The organism is Luteococcus japonicus, assembly GCF_003752415.1.
Lineage (GTDB): Bacteria > Actinomycetota > Actinomycetes > Propionibacteriales > Propionibacteriaceae > Luteococcus > Luteococcus japonicus.
In genome coordinates, this window is sequence record NZ_RKHG01000001.1 from 232,309 (window position 1) to 247,510 (window position 15,202).

12 protein-coding genes and 1 pseudogene are annotated in these 15,202 nt (G+C 66.6%); 5 read left to right on the top strand and 8 right to left on the bottom strand.

From position 1 onward, the window contains the following. Positions 1-299: 299 nt before the first annotated feature. Both EDD41_RS01065 and EDD41_RS01070 read right to left on the bottom strand, forming a co-directional pair. Positions 300-1,493: an alcohol dehydrogenase catalytic domain-containing protein gene (locus EDD41_RS01065; protein ID WP_123574674.1), complete on the bottom strand. Its 1,194-nt coding sequence runs from the start codon at positions 1,491-1,493 to the stop codon at positions 300-302. Between the two features lie 310 nt (positions 1,494-1,803). After that, a complete protein-coding gene (locus tag EDD41_RS01070) occupies positions 1,804-2,607 on the bottom strand; it encodes a zinc-binding dehydrogenase (protein WP_170165182.1) in 804 nt (267 codons plus the stop codon). 15 nt (positions 2,608-2,622) lie between these two features. Here EDD41_RS01070 and EDD41_RS01075 point away from each other — a divergent pair, with 15 nt between their 5' ends. Further along, positions 2,623-3,240, top strand: coding sequence for a sodium:solute symporter family transporter (locus tag EDD41_RS01075; RefSeq protein WP_123574675.1), 618 nt, complete (start codon positions 2,623-2,625; stop codon positions 3,238-3,240). Between the two features lie 125 nt (positions 3,241-3,365). Here EDD41_RS01075 and aspA read toward each other — a convergent pair whose 3' ends face one another. After that, positions 3,366-4,802 (bottom strand): aspartate ammonia-lyase, encoded by a 1,437-nt coding sequence (gene aspA, locus EDD41_RS01080; protein WP_123574676.1) that lies wholly within the window; start codon positions 4,800-4,802, stop codon positions 3,366-3,368. Positions 4,803-4,951: 149 nt separating this feature from the next. Here aspA and EDD41_RS01085 point away from each other — a divergent pair, with 149 nt between their 5' ends. Next, positions 4,952-5,803, top strand: a complete 852-nt coding sequence (locus EDD41_RS01085; RefSeq protein ID WP_123574677.1) for a tyrosine-protein phosphatase — start codon at positions 4,952-4,954, stop codon at positions 5,801-5,803. Next, the gene (locus tag EDD41_RS01090) at positions 5,800-6,585 is read left to right on the top strand and encodes a dienelactone hydrolase family protein (RefSeq protein ID WP_211336545.1); all 786 of its coding nucleotides are present in this window, start codon (positions 5,800-5,802) and stop codon (positions 6,583-6,585) included. Before EDD41_RS01085 ends, EDD41_RS01090 begins: the two co-directional genes overlap by 4 nt. A 6-nt stretch (positions 6,586-6,591) precedes the next feature. Here the strand turns inward: EDD41_RS01090 and EDD41_RS01095 are convergent, their stop codons facing one another. Together EDD41_RS01095 and EDD41_RS01100 are read right to left on the bottom strand one after the other, a co-directional pair. Next, positions 6,592-7,599, bottom strand: a complete 1,008-nt coding sequence (locus tag EDD41_RS01095; RefSeq protein ID WP_170165183.1) for an asparaginase — start codon at positions 7,597-7,599, stop codon at positions 6,592-6,594. Between the two features lie 5 nt (positions 7,600-7,604). Continuing rightward, a pseudogene (locus EDD41_RS01100) lies at positions 7,605-9,076 on the bottom strand (amino acid permease). Positions 9,077-9,185: 109 nt separating this feature from the next. Here EDD41_RS01100 and EDD41_RS01105 point away from each other — a divergent pair. Both EDD41_RS01105 and EDD41_RS01110 read left to right on the top strand, forming a co-directional pair. Further along, the gene (locus EDD41_RS01105) at positions 9,186-10,547 is read left to right on the top strand and encodes a replication-associated recombination protein A (protein WP_123574678.1); all 1,362 of its coding nucleotides are present in this window, start codon (positions 9,186-9,188) and stop codon (positions 10,545-10,547) included. Between the two features lie 153 nt (positions 10,548-10,700). Then, positions 10,701-13,286 carry a GH32 C-terminal domain-containing protein gene (locus EDD41_RS01110; RefSeq protein WP_123574679.1) on the top strand — a complete coding sequence of 862 codons (2,586 nt, stop codon included), beginning with the start codon at positions 10,701-10,703 and terminating at the stop codon, positions 13,284-13,286. 71 nt (positions 13,287-13,357) lie between these two features. Here the strand turns inward: EDD41_RS01110 and glsA are convergent, their stop codons facing one another. From glsA to EDD41_RS01125, 3 genes are all read right to left on the bottom strand, one after another. Continuing rightward, positions 13,358-14,275: a glutaminase A gene (gene glsA / locus EDD41_RS01115; protein WP_170165184.1), complete on the bottom strand. Its 918-nt coding sequence runs from the start codon at positions 14,273-14,275 to the stop codon at positions 13,358-13,360. 84 nt (positions 14,276-14,359) lie between these two features. Further along, entirely contained in the window at positions 14,360-14,704 is a 345-nt protein-coding gene (locus tag EDD41_RS01120) for a glycoside hydrolase domain-containing protein (RefSeq protein WP_170165185.1), read from the bottom strand. After that, the gene (locus EDD41_RS01125) at positions 14,661-15,125 is read right to left on the bottom strand and encodes a hypothetical protein (protein ID WP_245995485.1); all 465 of its coding nucleotides are present in this window, start codon (positions 15,123-15,125) and stop codon (positions 14,661-14,663) included. Before EDD41_RS01125 ends, EDD41_RS01120 begins: the two co-directional genes overlap by 44 nt. Positions 15,126-15,202: the final 77 nt, after the last annotated feature.

The window sequence follows — 15,202 nt, forward strand, 5'->3', positions numbered from 1 at the left end:
CCGAGACGTCGCACTTCGGGGATGGGTCAGGTCGGCCCCTACCCCCACACAGTGCTCAACCCACGCTCAAGTCCGAAGAGCCGCAAAAGGCTCAAGGGCAAGCACCTCGTCGCGAGCAAACGCTCCTACAACCGACTCCAGCGCGCGCTACGCGCGGCAGTCGGGCGCGGTAAATGCAGTCAGGGGCGCGCCTCCCCGATAGTGGCGCACCCCTGGCCGCGTGGACGACGATGTCGATGCGGCGACCGCGGCTGGCCGACGGTGGTCGACCAGCCGAGGTCGTTCAGCGGGTCAGACCGTCAGGCCTTGATCATGCCGTGCGGGTCGATGATGAACTTGTCGGTGGAGCCCTTGTCGAAGGTCTCGTAGGCCGCCGGGGCGTCGTCGAGGCTGATGATCTTCGTGTTGAGCATGTCTGACAGGTACGGCATGCGGTCCCACAGGATCGCGTTCATGAGGTTCCGGTTGTAGCTCATGATCGGGGCTTGGCCAGCGCTGATACGCGGGGACTTGATCCACGCGGTACCGAAGTCGATCGGGTACGTGCCCTTCTGCTCCTTCGGGTCCTTGGCCAGCGGGGCGGGACCGTACACGCCGATGACACCGGTGGCGCCGCCGGCGCGCGTGGCGTCGAGCACTTGGTTGATGGCGTGCGCGGGGTCCATGTCACCGGACTGGGAGCCGATGCCGTGGGCCTCGGTGCCGACGTAGTCGACCGCGCAGTCGACCATGGGCTCGCCGAGGATGGCCTCGATCTGGTCGGTCAGCGGGATGTCCTGGGACAGGTCGATCGTCTCGCAGCCGTTGCGCTTGACCAGCTCCAGGCGATCCTTGTCGTGGTCACCGACGATGATGCACGACGCGCCAAGCAGGCGGGCCGCGGCGGCACCGCAGCGGCCGACGGGGCCGGCGCCGGCGATGTAGACGGTCGACCCGGGCTTCGCGCCGGCCTCCATGAGCCCGTGGAAGGCGGTAGGCAGGATGTCGGACAGCAGCGCGAGGTCGCGGATCTTCTCCATCGCCTGGTCACGGTCGGGGAAGCGCAGCAGCTGGAAGTCGGCGTAGGGGACGAACAGGTACTCAGCCTGACCGCCGTCCCAGTTGCCGAGGTTGAACCCGTACGCACCGCACGCGGTCTCCGGGTTCGTGGTCTCGCACACGTCGGTGCGCCCCGCGCGACAGTTGCGGCAACGGCCACAGGCCACATTGAACGGGACCGACACGAGGTCACCCTCGGAGAGGAACTCGACGTCGGGACCGACTTCGACGATCTCACCAGTCATCTCGTGACCCACGAGCATGCCCTCGGGCACGGGGAACGAACCACGGTAGATGTGCAGGTCGCTACCACAGATGTTCGTGGCGACGATCTTCAGGATGACGCCGTGCGGCGCCTTCTTGCCGTTCGGCATGACGAGCTTCGGGTAGTCCACCGTGTCGACACGCATGTCCCGGGCGCCGTGGAACACCACTGCGCGATTTCCGTTGGCCATGGAACTGCCTCCCTGTGTAGCGGCCACGCCGAGCTGCGCGGCCGGGGATCGCACATCTGTACGACGCTGTCACGCTAACGGCCCCACCTTGATCACGTCTACCCCCGCACCGGTCCGGCGATCGAGTCCACAGACCACCCGGATCGGCCAGCACCCCCGGACATTTTGAACAACCCCTGAAACACAATAACGAGAACGATTCGCATTGTCATGAATTGTCGACTGGTCATCCTGCCCTACGCGCGAACGTCTGCCGCCGTGTGCCTATACCCGCGCCCGGCCGCCACCACCCCCACTCCCACTCTCACTCTCACTGCAGGGTGGTGTCGCAGGCGGGCTCTGAGCCAGCGCGCCGCTCCCGAACCAGGTGACCTACCGAGTGCGCATGAGGCGAGGGCAGGGTGGGGCTGTGCGATGCCCAGGTGGTGAGGGTGAGGATCTGCCGGCCGCGAAGGTGCCCCGGGGTGAGACGGTGGTGTGCGGCCGCGGCGTCGTCCATCGGCAGGACGTCGGCGACGCGGGTCGCCAACTCGCCCTCGCCGGCCAGCGTCACTATCTCGCGGATCGCGTCGGCGTTGCTGAGCTGGTCGACCACGGTGGTATACAGCACGTGAATCCCGATGAACACGGGATCATCGCCCCAGTGGCGGTAGATCGCCATGCGGCCGCCCGACGTGAGGGCCGGCAGCATCGCCGCGTGCAGGTTGGCGGCACCGGCCACGTCGACGCCCTCGGGCGCAGCCTCCCGGAAGCCCTCTACCCCCTCAGCACGGCCCACGAAGGCGTCCGCGCCGAAGCCCCGCACGAGGTCCTCGTCCGCGGCGGAGGCGCTGGCCAGGACCCGCACGCCCTGGCGGTGCGCCGGCTGCACCAGGTAGCCGCCGAGCGCACCGGCCGCCCCGGTAACGGCGAGCGTCTGCCCCGGGTGCAGGTCGAGGGCGCGCAGGGAGCCCCACGCGGTGAGGGCGTTCATGACGAAGCTGGCGGCCTGGGCATCGGACAGGGTGGCCGGGGCCGGGGCCGGGGCCACCGACTCCGACGGCACCGACACCAGCTCGGCGTAGCTCGGCATAGCTGCCGCGCGTGCCACCCGGGCGGGTGACGCCCACCACACGCTCACCGCCCTCAGGTGCGCCGATGCCGGCACGTCCGCGCCCGCCTCGTCGATCACCCCGCACAGGTCCATGCCCGGCACAGACGGCAATGGCACCCCGGGCTGGAGAATCCGGCGGCCCAGCTATACCCGCTGCTCACCGACACCTACCTGCCACAGGGGCTGATCGGCCTCGTGCTGGCCAGCATGTTCGCCAGCACCATGGGCATGACGGTCTCTGACATCAACACGCTGTCCGCCGTCACCCAGCGTGACATCCTGCCCGTGCTGAGCCGCGCCTTCGACGAGTCCCGCCTGGGTGGTGCAGCCTCGCTGCGGCTGGACCGCATCATCACCGTCTGCTTCACCGTCGTCACCGTCGTGGTGGGCCTCAACAAGGACTCCTTCGGTGACATTATCGGCATGATCATCACCTGGTTCGGTGCCTTGGTGGGTGTCACCGGCATGCCGCTGCTGCTCGGCCTGTTCAAGCGATTCCGTCACTGCGACGGCCGGGCCACCATCGTCGGGATCGTGGGCGGAATGCTCACCTTCGCCGCCCGTCAGGTCTGGAAGGCCGACTTCCCGAAGGACTGGGTCACCGTGGGGTCGATGCTCGTCACCGCAGCCATCTACATCGCCTGGGAGCGGTGAACAAGGCCCGGGGACAGCGGGTGCCGGAAGAGGTCGACGCGATGCTGGACTACGTGTCGCGCAACGACGACCACTGGAAGGCGAACCCGCTGGTCCCCTGAGACCCCGCCTCGTGAGCCCTTGGCTCAGTGTGCACCAGCCGAGTCCAGCAGCCTGCTGAGATCTGCCGGGTGCATCAGGTTCTGGACGCTGAAGACCTGCTCCAGCGTCTGCGCGTCGAGCAGGCCACGTTCCAGCACCACCTCAGTGACGGACTTGCCGGTGGCAGCGCACTCCTTGCCGATGCTGTCACCGGCGTGATGGCCGATCAGGTCATTGAGGTAGGTGACGATGCCGATGGAGTTCATCACGTAGTCACGGCAGTCCTCGACATTGGCGGTGATGCCCGTGACACACCTGTCCTGAAGGGTCTGGCAGGCGGCGGACAACAGGCCGATGGACTCGAACATGGCCTGCCCGATCACCGGTTCCATCACATTCAGCTGCAACTGGCCCGCGTCGGCGGCCATCAGCACCGTGATGTCATTGCCGTAGACCTTGAAACAGACCTGGTTGACGACCTCCGGGATCACCGGGTTCACCTTGGCAGGCATGATCGAACTGCCCGCCTGCATCTCCGGCAGGTTGATCTCGTTCAGGCCGGCCCGCGGGCCAGAAGACAGCAGGCGCAGGTCATTGCAGATCTTCGAGAGCTTCAGGGCGAGCCGCTTCAGTGCGGCGTGCACCATCACATAGGCACCGCAGTCGCTGGTGGCTTCGATCAGGTTGGGTGCCGGGATGCAGGAGTATCCGGTCACATCGGACAGCTTGCGGACCGCCAACGGAGCGTAGCCGCGGGGCGTGTTCAGGCCGGTGCCGATGGCCGTGGCACCTAGATTCACCTCCAGCAGCAGGCGAGAGGTGCCCTCCAACTGGGCGAGCTCCTCGTCGAGGGTGGAGGCCCAGCCCAGGAATTCCTGACCCATGGTCATCGGCACGGCGTCCTGGAGCTGGGTGCGACCCATCTTGAGCACCTCGGAGAACTCGTCGCCCTTGGCGCGCAGCGACATAGCCAGTTCATGGACGACGGTCTGCAACTCCTGCAGGGCCGCGTAGACGCCCAGCCGGAAACCCGTCGGATAGGCATCATTGGTCGACTGGCTACGGTTGACGTGGTCATTGGGGTTGACGGTGCCGTACTCGCCCTTGGGCTTGCCCAGGTGCTCCAGCGCCAGGTTGGCGATCACCTCGTTGGTGTTCATGTTCACCGAGGTCCCGGCGCCGCCCTGGAAGACGTCCAGGGGGAACTGGTCCATGCAGCGCCCCTCGTCGAGGATCTGGTGGCAGGCCCACTGGATGGCGTCGGCCACGTCCTGGGGGATGGCACCCAGTTCTGCATTGGCCAGGGCACAGGCCAGTTTGACCTGGACCATGCCTCGCACGAAGGCCGGTACCCGGTTGAGAGTCACCCCCGAGATCCGGAAGTTCTCGATCGCACGGACGGTGTGGATGCCGTAGTAGGCCTCTGCAGGTACCTCGCGGATGCCCAGAAGATCCTCTTCATGACGGATCGGGGAATTCATGACGTCGTCGTCTCCTCGCACAGTGCGTGACCGCAGCGGTGCGGCCACAGGATTTGTGGTTTGACCATCAGACTGTCACGGATTGATGTGGAGGGCATCCCTCAAACGCGCGAATATTTCGCGCTGCCGATCGCGGTAGGTTTGTTGCCATGAGCGCAGACCTGCCAGAGATCGGATGGATCGACCTTCCCGGGGTGGTGAACATGCGGGATCTCGGTGGAAAGCCGGCGGTCGACGGGGGGTCCACCGTGGCCGGGCGCGTGATCCGCACCGACAACCTGCAGGACCTGCCCGCGGACTCGGTGCGCCGACTGGTGGACGAGTTCGGCGTGACCGACGTGGTGGACCTGCGCACGAATGTGGAGCGGACCAGCACTGGCGATGGACCGCTGAAGGCCGAGCAGCTGACCTTCCACGAGCTCAGCCTCTACGCGGAGGACTCCACCGAGCACGGCATCCCCGACGTCGATGACGACCCCGATCCCAGCCTTCCGTGGCAGGACGACTTCACCGCGGAGTCCAAGCAGGCCATCGGACACGAGCAGCACCTGGCCGAGCACTACTCGGGCTACCTGGAGCGCCGTCCGGACAACGTCGTGCGCGCGCTGCGGGCCATCGCCCAGGCCTCCGGCACGGTGCTGGTGCACTGCGCCGCGGGCAAGGACCGTACAGGCACCATCTGCGCCATGGCCCTCACCGAGGTGGGTGTCGACCGCGCGGCCGTCGTGGCGGACTACGACGCCACCAACCAGCGGGTGGAGCTGATCTTCCAGCGGCTGGCCACGACCCCGACCTACGCCGCAGACCTCGCCACGCAGGAGGTGGTGGACCAGACCACCCCGGCCGGCACCATGCGTCGCCTGCTGGACTTCCTCGACGCACACCACGGTGGCGTCCACGGGTGGCTGGTGAGCCAGGGCTGGACCGACGAGGACCACGAGCGGCTGGTCACCAAGCTGCTGGCCACCGAGCCCCGCGAGAACACCGAGGAGAACCGATGAGCACCCTGCCGCGCGCATGGGAGGCCACCACGGCCGTCACCATGACCGATGAGAACATCGAGGTGCCGGACGGCACCATCCCCGCCAAGCTCTTCCGCCCCGAGGGTGGGACGGGTGCCGGGATCGTCCTGGTGCAGGAGATCTTCGGCATCAGCAACTACATCCTGCAGCGTGCCGCAGACCTGGCCGACAAGGGGTGGACCGTCCTGGTGCCCAACCTCTACTGGCGGATCGGTGGCGACGTGCTGCAGGGTGACGAGCCCGACGCAATGCCTCGCGCCATGGACCTGCTGGGGCGCAACCCATGGGACGACACGGTTGCCGACATCCGAGCCTGCATCGCTTCCCTGCGCGCTGACGAGAAGGTGGGCGGACGCGTTGCGCTGCTGGGCTTCTGCCACGGCGGAGGCCTGGCCTACGCGGCGTCCTCCGACGTGGAGGGCGATGAATGCCCCGACGCCCTGGTCAGCTACTACGGCTCCGCGCTGCCGGATCTGGTGGACAAGATCCCCGTCGTCGACGTGCCCAGCCTGCACCACTTCGGTGAGGCCGACAAGTACATCCCCTTCTCCACCGTGCAGCACATCCATGAGGTGGTGACCCGGGGCAGGGACGTCGAGTTCAGCTCCTGGCCCGGAGCAGGGCACGCCTTCGACAATCCGCTGCCGATCTTCCACCACGCCCAGGCCAGCGAGGATGCCTGGCGCGAGACCTACGTCTGGCTGCTCGAGCACCACCCGGATGAAATTGACAGGGTCCCTGCCAGCAGGACCCTGGGCTGAGTTTCCTCAGCCCAGGGTCCCCGCGCCGACGGCCGCCCGGATCTCGTCGGGCGACAACCCCTGGCTGAGCAGGAAGGTGAGCCAGGCCACCAGAGCGTCAGTGGTCAGGTCACCGCCCGCGACGGCCCCTGTTGCGAGCAAGCCCTGACTCACGGCGTACTGCCCCAGGTGGACGGCGCCGTGCGGGCACTGCGTGGTCACCACCACGACGGTGCCTGCCTGGCTTGCGGCACTCAACGCGCCCAGGAGCGCCGGCTGGTTGTCCGGGGCATTTCCCGTCCCGTAGGCACGTAGCACCACGGCCTCCGGCGCAGGCGTCAACTGCGCGGCGACACGCTCGGAGCGCAGCCCCGGGTGCAGGGTCATCACCACGATGTCCACGTCCCGGTATGGCTTGACCACCACCTGCGCAGCGCTGGCGGGGGAGTGGGCCTCCGCTTCGGTGAAGACCAGTTCGCCGTCGTCGGTGAGCAGGGCCAGCGGTGCGATGTTGACGCTCTCGAAGGCGTGGTCATCCTCCGAGGAGATCTTCGTCGCGTGGTGACCCGCCATCAGGGTGCCGTCGAAGTAGATCGCCACGCAGCGGTTGCGCTGCTCAAGCGCACAGCGGATGGCGCCACGAACATTGGCGGGGGCGTCGGAATCATCGACGACGAAGGAGCGCTGCGCGCCGGTGAGGACGACGGGCTTGCCCAACCCGCGCAGGGCGAAGTGGACCGCGGCGGCGGCGAAACCCATCGTGTCGGTGCCGTGCAGCACCACGTAGCCGTCGTGGGTCGTCTCGTGCTGAAGCACGGCGTCGACGATGCGTTGCCATTCGGCGGGCCCGGCATTGGAGGAGTCGATGAGTGGATCGAGGCTGACCAGGTCCCAGTCCAGCCCCGGGAAGTCCCGGGCCACCAGATCGCTGAGCCATCCGGCCAGGTCGGCTCCGGGCTCCCAACCACGGTCGGTCAGCTGCATGCCCAGCGTGCCACCGGTGTAGACCACCAGCAGTCGCCTCGGTCCGCTCATCGGCGTCATCGTTCGGCCTTCTCCTCGTCGGCGGGCAGGGCTCCGTCGAGGAAGCTCGATTCCAGGACCGTCGCATCGATCTTGTTGCGCACGACGTACCAGCCGCCCACCATGATCAGCGCGATGATGCAGAACAGGCCAATCGTCGGCTTGCCGATGTCATCAGCGAACCACATCATGATGATCACGCTCACCAGGAAGATGATGGTCGCCAGGTTGGTCCAAGGAGCCCAGAACAGTCGGTACTTCGGACGCTCGTAGAGCCCCTGCTTGGCCTTGTTCACGAAGATCCAGTGACTGACCATGATGCTCATCCAGGTACCGGCGATGCCGATGCCTGCCAGGTTCATCACGATGTCGAAGGCCTGCGAGGGCCACACGTAGTTGATCATGACGCCGATCAGGCCCAACGCGGAGGTGATCACGATGCCGCCGTAGGGCACCTTGTTGCGGTTCAGGCGAGCGGCGAAGGCCGGTGCGGAGCCCGCGACGGCCATCGAGCGCAGGGTGCGGCCGGTGGCGTACAGGCCGGCATTGAGGCCGGACAGGGCCGCGGTCAGCACGACGAGGTTCATGATGGTGCCGGCATTCTGGATGCCGATCGCGCTGAAGAAGGTCACGAAGGGGGACTCGCCCTTGGAATAGGCGGTCCACGGCATCAGCATGGTGAACAGCACGACGGAGCCGACGTAGAACAGCGCGATGCGCCACATCATGGAGTTCACTGCCCCCGGCATGATCTTCTCGGCATCCTTCGCCTCACCGGCCGCGACGCCCACCATCTCCGTACCGCCGAAGGCGAAGACCACGCCCAGCGCCAGGGTCACCATGGGAGCAAGACCCTTGGGGAAGAAACCACCGTTGTCGGTGATCAACTGGGGGCCGGGGGTGTGACCGGCGACAGTGTGCCCGGTTGCGATGAAGAAGACCGCAATCAGCATGAAGCCGACGATGGCCGCCACCTTGATCATGGCGAACCAGAACTCGAACTCGCCGAAGAACTTCACGCTCAGCATGTTCATGCAGAAGACGATCGCCAGCGCGATCAGGGCGATCACCCACTGCGGGACAGTGCTGAAGAAGCTCCAGAAGTGCATGTACAGCGCCACCGCGGTGATGTCGGCCATCACCGTCGTGCACCAGTCGAGGAAGAAGAGCCAACCCGTGACGTAGGCGCCCTTCTCCCCCATGAACTCGCGGGCATAGGAGACGAAGGCGCCCGAGCTGGGGCGGTGGATGGTGAGCTCACCCAGGGCGCGCACCATCAGGAAGGCGAACAGGCCGCACAGGGCGAGACGATCGCCAGCGACGGTCCGCCGGCCGCAAGACGGCCGCCGGCACCGAGGAAGAGGCCGGTACCGATCGAGCCGCCGATGGCGATCATCCGGATGTGGCGCGGCTTGAGCTGCTTCTCATAGCCGTGGTCAGCCTTGTCCGTGGACGTGGGGGCAGCGTGAGGGGAATCCTGCGCCTGCATGGTGAATCTCCCGATCGTTCGTGGGGAGTGAGACGACATTGTCTCGCTCGTCGGAACACTACTCACTCCGGGGTCGGCCGGTGCCCACCGGGCCAGCACCTAGGATGAATTGGTGACTGATCTGTTCGGCAACCCGGATGAAGCACCCTCGCGCCCCGCACCGGGAGGCACACTGGGTGGCGCCAGTCATGACCAGCTGCCGCTGGCGGTCCGGCTCAGGCCTCGCAGCATCGACGAGATCGTCGGGCAACAACACCTGCTGGGTGCCGGCTCGCCGTTGCGTCGGCTGGCGGAGGGCAACAGCGCAATGAGCGTCTTCCTCTGGGGCCCACCCGGTGTGGGCAAGACCACCATCGCCTCCGTGGTCTCACACGCCACCAATCGTCGCTTCGTGGAGATCAGTGCCGTCACCGCCGGGGTCAAGGAGGTCCGCGCGGAACTGGACCTGGCGCGTCGGGAGCTGGCACAGGGGCGGGCCACCGTGCTCTTCGTCGACGAGGTTCATCGCTTCAGCAAGGCCCAGCAGGACGTGCTGCTGCCCGCCGTCGAGAACCGTCTGGTGACCTTGATCGCCGCCACCACGGAGAATCCGTCCTTCAGCGTCATCTCGCCGCTGTTGTCGAGGTCCTTGCTGCTGACGCTGAAGCCGCTGACCGATGACGACATCGGCACCCTGGTGGACCGTGGGTTGACCGACGAGCGGGGACTGGGCGGGCGATACCAGCTGGACCAGGAGGCGCGGTCCACCATCATCCGGCTTGCCGGGGGAGATGCCCGCCGCAGCCTGACCTACCTGGAGGAGTCCGCAGCCGGAGCAGATGCGGTGGATTCCACGGCGATCACCCCTGAGATCGTGGAGAAGTCCGTCGACCGTGCCGCCCTGCGCTATGACAAGGACGGCGACCAGCACTACGACGTGATCAGCGCCTTCATCAAGAGCGTGCGCGGTTCCGATGTCGATGCCTCCCTGCACTACCTGGCCAGGATGCTGGAGGCGGGGGAGGACCCGCGCTTCATTGCCCGGCGGCTCATCATCAGTGCCAGCGAGGACATCGGGATGGCCGCGCCCTCGGTGTTGCAGACCTGCGTCGCTGCGGCACAGGCGGTGCAGCTGATCGGGATGCCGGAGGCACAGCTCACCTTGGCGCACGCGACGATCGCCGCCGCGACGGCCCCGAAGTCCAATGCCGTCACGATGGCCATCGGTGCTGCCCGCGCCGACGTCTCCGCGGGGCGGGCCGGTCTGGTGCCGCCCCACCTGCGCGACGCCCACTATTCCGGCGCCCAACAGCTAGGGCATGGCAAGGGCTATATCTACGCCCACGACGCGCCACACGCCATCGCCCGCCAGCAGTACCTGCCGGACGAACTCGTCGACGCTGTCTACTACCAGCCCACCGACCACGGCAACGAGGCGGGCATCAAGGACCGGTTGGCCACCATCAAGCGGCTGCTGGGGCGAGAGGCTTGACGGAAGGGAGCCAGCCCCAGGACTTGGGATTGTGTGGGCTTCTTTGTGACTGTTGCATTCGCGCGTGATCGTGCGGCAGGATCGGACCAAGCCTCTGACGTCAGGGACCCCCACTCAGGCACGGTGTCGTGCCAAGTCCCGGAGGTTCCACCCATGCACAAGTTCACACGCTCCCTGCTCGCACTCGGCTGTGCGGCAACTTGTCTCGGCGCGGCTCTCCCCGCGTCGGCCCAGCAGGGAGACATCACCGAGCCCTACCGGCCCGGCTACCACTTCACGCCCGACCGAAATTGGATGAACGATCCGAATGGACTCGTCTTCCACAAGGGCACCTATCACCTGTTCTTCCAGCACAATCCCTTTGGCAATTCCTGGGGCAACATGAGCTGGGGACACGCCACGTCCACTGACCTGGTGAACTGGAAGCAGCAGCCGGTCGCCATCCAGCAGACCAAGAATGCCGACGGTGTCAGCACCGAGGACATCTTCTCCGGCTCCGTCGTGGTGGACAAGACGAACTCGACGGGCTTCGGCACGCGGAAGAACCCACCCCTGGTGGCCATCTACACCTCGGCCTACACCGCTGCGGATTCCGAACGTCCCAACACCCAGGCCCAGTCCCTGGCCTACAGCCTCGACGACGGCCGTACCTGGACCAAGTACCAGGGAAATCCCGTCCTGGAGGCGGGGGCGGATGACTTCCGTGACCCGAAGGTCTTCCGGTACGACGGCCCGGCCGGCAGCTACTGGGTGATGGCCGTGGTGCGAGCCAACAAGCACATCGTGCAGCTCTACCGCAGCGATGACCTGCGGACCTGGAGTCACCTGTCGGACTTCGGCCCCGCAAACGCGGTGGGTGGGCAGTGGGAGTGCCCGGACCTGTTCCCGATGAAGGTCAAGGGGACCAACCAGACCAAGTGGTTGATGTTGGTCAACATCAACCCCGGCGGTGTCAATGGGGGCAGCGCTGGACAGTACTTCGTCGGTGACTTCGACGGACGCACCTTCACCGCGAACAATGTCGTCAAGGATGTCCCGAGCCCCACAGGCAACATGCTGGCCGACTTCGAGGGAGACCTGGACGGTTGGATCCCGGCAAACGAGCCCGTCGCCGCCGAGGACGGGCCTTGGGGCACGGCCCCCGTCGCCGGCTCCATCGGAGGGCAGCAGACCGTGACCGGTTTCGAGGGCCGTGGCTACGTGAACGGTTTCCACGGCGGGGACGGCCCGACGGGCACCCTGACGTCGCCGGAGTTCACCGTCGACACGTCACACCTGAACTTCTTGATCGGTGGCGGGAACCATCCCCGTGTGGAGGGAACACAGTTGGAGAACACGCCTCCGGCAGGAAGCCTGCTCTTCGATGGCTTCGAGTATGCCGGCACGAGCTCCCTGTCAGACCACGGCTGGACCCTGTCCGGGGACCTGGTTGCGGGCCGCAATCCTTCCACCAATGGTGGGTCCAATGTCATCGGCAATGGCCGGATCAACACCTGGGAAGGCGGTGCGAAGGGCGATGACAATGTCGGTGACCTCACCTCGCCCGAGTTCACGATCGACCAGGACTGGATCAGTTTCCTGGTGGGTGGCGGACGACGCGACGACGGTTCGCTGGCCGTCGAGCTGCTCGTGGATGGCACGGTGGTGCGTACCTCCACGGGCAAGGATGACGGCACCCTCAACTGGCAGTCCTGGAAGGTCGACGACCTGCGCGGGCGCACCGCCCAACTGCGGGTCCACGATGCGGCGACCGGGGGCTGGGGCCACCTGACACTGGACCACGTGGTGATGGGCCCCGAGAAGGCACAACAGGTCAGCAATGAGGTGTCGGCCAACCTCGTCGTGGACGGGAGGGCGGTGCGCAGCGCCACCGGCAAGGACTCCGAGTCCCTGGACTGGCAGAGCTGGGACGTCACGGACCTGGCCGGCAAGAAGGCACGGGTGCAGCTCGTCGACAACAATCGCGACGGGTGGGGCCACCTGCTCTTTGATTCGTTGATGGCCTCGGACGCCCCCGCACGCAGCAGGTTGACGGCCTATGACTGGCTGGACTGGGGCCGCGACGACTACGCCACGGTCACCTTCTCCAATGTGCCGGGCAACAAGGTCGTGAGCCTCGGCTGGATGAACAACTGGGACTATGCCGGCGTCAGCCCCACTCCCACCTGGCGCAGCGCCAACACCCTGCCGCGCGAACTGAGCCTGGTGCAGACCGCGCAAGGTCCCAAGCTCTCGAGCCAGCCGGTGAAGCAACTCAGGACCCTGCAGGGGCGCCCGGTTCTCAAGAACGCCCGGATCACGGTGGACGGCCGCAAGGTCCTTCCCGCCACGGGTGACATGGTGCGTGTCGACGCCACGATCGAGCCGGGCAAGGCTTCCGCGGCAGGAATCGATGTCCTGGCCTCGGGTTCCGAACGGACCCGGATTGGCTATGACAAGGCCACGGGCGAGATGTACGTCGACCGGACCCGCTCGGGCAGGACGGACTTCTCGTCGCGCTTCGCCTCTGTCGACAGGGCACCGGTCCAGCTGCGCAAGGGCAAGCTGGAGCTGACCATCTACGTCGATCGTTCCAGCGTGGAGGTCTTTGCCCAGGACGGCACACGAACCATCACTGACACCGTCTACCCGAGCGCGGGCTCGGATGACATCGCGGTGTGGTCCGAGGGCGGAACAGCGAAGGTGTCGAAGCTCACCGTGACGCCCATGAAGCCGATGGACTCCCGTCGCCCCAGCTGAGCACTTCGCATGACGTGAGTGAGCCCCGTGGAGCAGTGCTTCCACGGGGCTCGCCGAGCCTTGGTCGTGGTTCAGCGGCGTGACCCCATGACGTGCAGGTCCAGCTCCCTGCTGACGACCTCGCAGGTGCGCACCCCGCGGACACTGGAGCCGTGCTCGTTGAGGCGCGGGGAGAAGGCGGCGAGCCCCAACTGACCGGGGGCGACGGCGATCAGTCCACCGCCGACACCCGACTTGCCCGGCAGCCCGACCCTGACCATCCACCAGCCGGCCTCGTCGTACATGCCAGACATGGTCATCACGGACAGGACGCGCTGCACCACCAGTGGTTCCACGAGTTGCTCGCCGGTGGTGGGCTGGCGTCCGGAATTGGCCAGGGTGGCCGCCATCCACGCCAGGTCCGCGGCGGTGATCATCGTCGCGCAGGCGGCGCAGTAGTCGCGGGTTGTCTCCACCGGGTCGTCGCCCAGGACGTCGAAGGAACGCATCAGGTGGGCCATGGCCAAGTTGCGGTGGCCGTTCTCGACCTCCTCCATGGCGATCGACGCGTCGGCGTGCAGCTGCCGGCCTGCCAGCGACGAGTAGAAGCGCAACAGTCGGGACATGCGGCCCTTGTGGGGCAGCAGGCTCGTCGCGGCAATGGCGCCGGCATTGATCAGGGCATTGTCCGGGTGCCCGGTCTCGTCCTGGAGGGAGATCATGTTGTAGGCCTCGCCGGAGGGCTCCACGTCGATGGCGGCGTCGACGGCCTCGAAGCCGGCCTCCTGCAGGGCAAGCGCGTAGGTGAACGGCTTGGAGACCGACTGCAGCGAGAACTGGGTGCGAGAATCGCCCGCCTCGTGCAGCTGCCCGTCGACCGTGGCGATGGCGATGCCGAAGGGCTCGGGGTCCGCCTCCGCGAGGGCCGGAATGTAGGAGGCCACCTCGCCATCGGTGAAGGGCAGCACCCGGCGGTGCACGTCGGCCAGGTAACCGGTCAGGTCGTCCATGGCACAGATCCTGTCATGGCGAGCCGGTAGGGCGCCCATCGGACCGTGCAGCAGGTCTCGACGGGCGTCCGATGTGCAGCGACGTCACTTGTGCCGGTCCACGGGAAGATCCCGCGGGCGGCTTCCCCATGCATGATTGGGCGCGTCATCCAGGTCGAACCGGAGGACAACACCCTGATTCATGATCCGCTCCGGGATCCACGACTTGTGCCACTGGCGCCCGTTGACTCGGGCTCCGGCGATGTAGGCATTCTCGGCCGATGCCTCCGGTGCCTCGATGACGATGTCGACGCCATTGCCACGATGGAGGACGACCCTCGGGAAGAGAGGCGTCGTCAAGAGCATCTCTGCCCGGGCCGGGTTCTGTGGGTAGTTGGCTCGGTGCTCACCGGGGCCTTCTGCGGCCGCCGGGGACCGTGCGACGGTCACGGTCAATGGAGATCTCGGCGTCCTCCGAGCCATTGAGGGAGTTGGACGTGCGGAAGAGCAGGTTGGCCTGCTTCTCCTTCGGGAAGGAGAAGGTTCCGACTCCGGCCCGAGTCGTGGCCGCGAAGTCCGTGGCAGTGCCGTTGGCGAGCTTCAGGGAATAGCGGCCGGGGGTTGCCTGTTCGTCAGCATGCGAGAAGTCGGAGGCGAAGACCTCGTCCTTGGTGTCGGCGCTGGGAGAACTGGTGACTTCGCCGCTCATCGGCATGATGGGCACGTCGCCCATCGCGCCCGGGTGGCATCCAGCCCCGTTCACGTGGGTGAGTGCGAAGCCCCGAATCCGAGTGGTGTCGTACTGGTAGCCGCCTGCGGCCCCGGTATTGGTCTGGTCGCCCTTGGTCGATGTCGAGCTGAACGAGAGCATGCCAAAAGGCATCACGGCGCCTGGGCTCGTGCGGCGGCAGCTGAGCTGCCGAGCGCTCCTGCCAGCAGTGTGGCCAC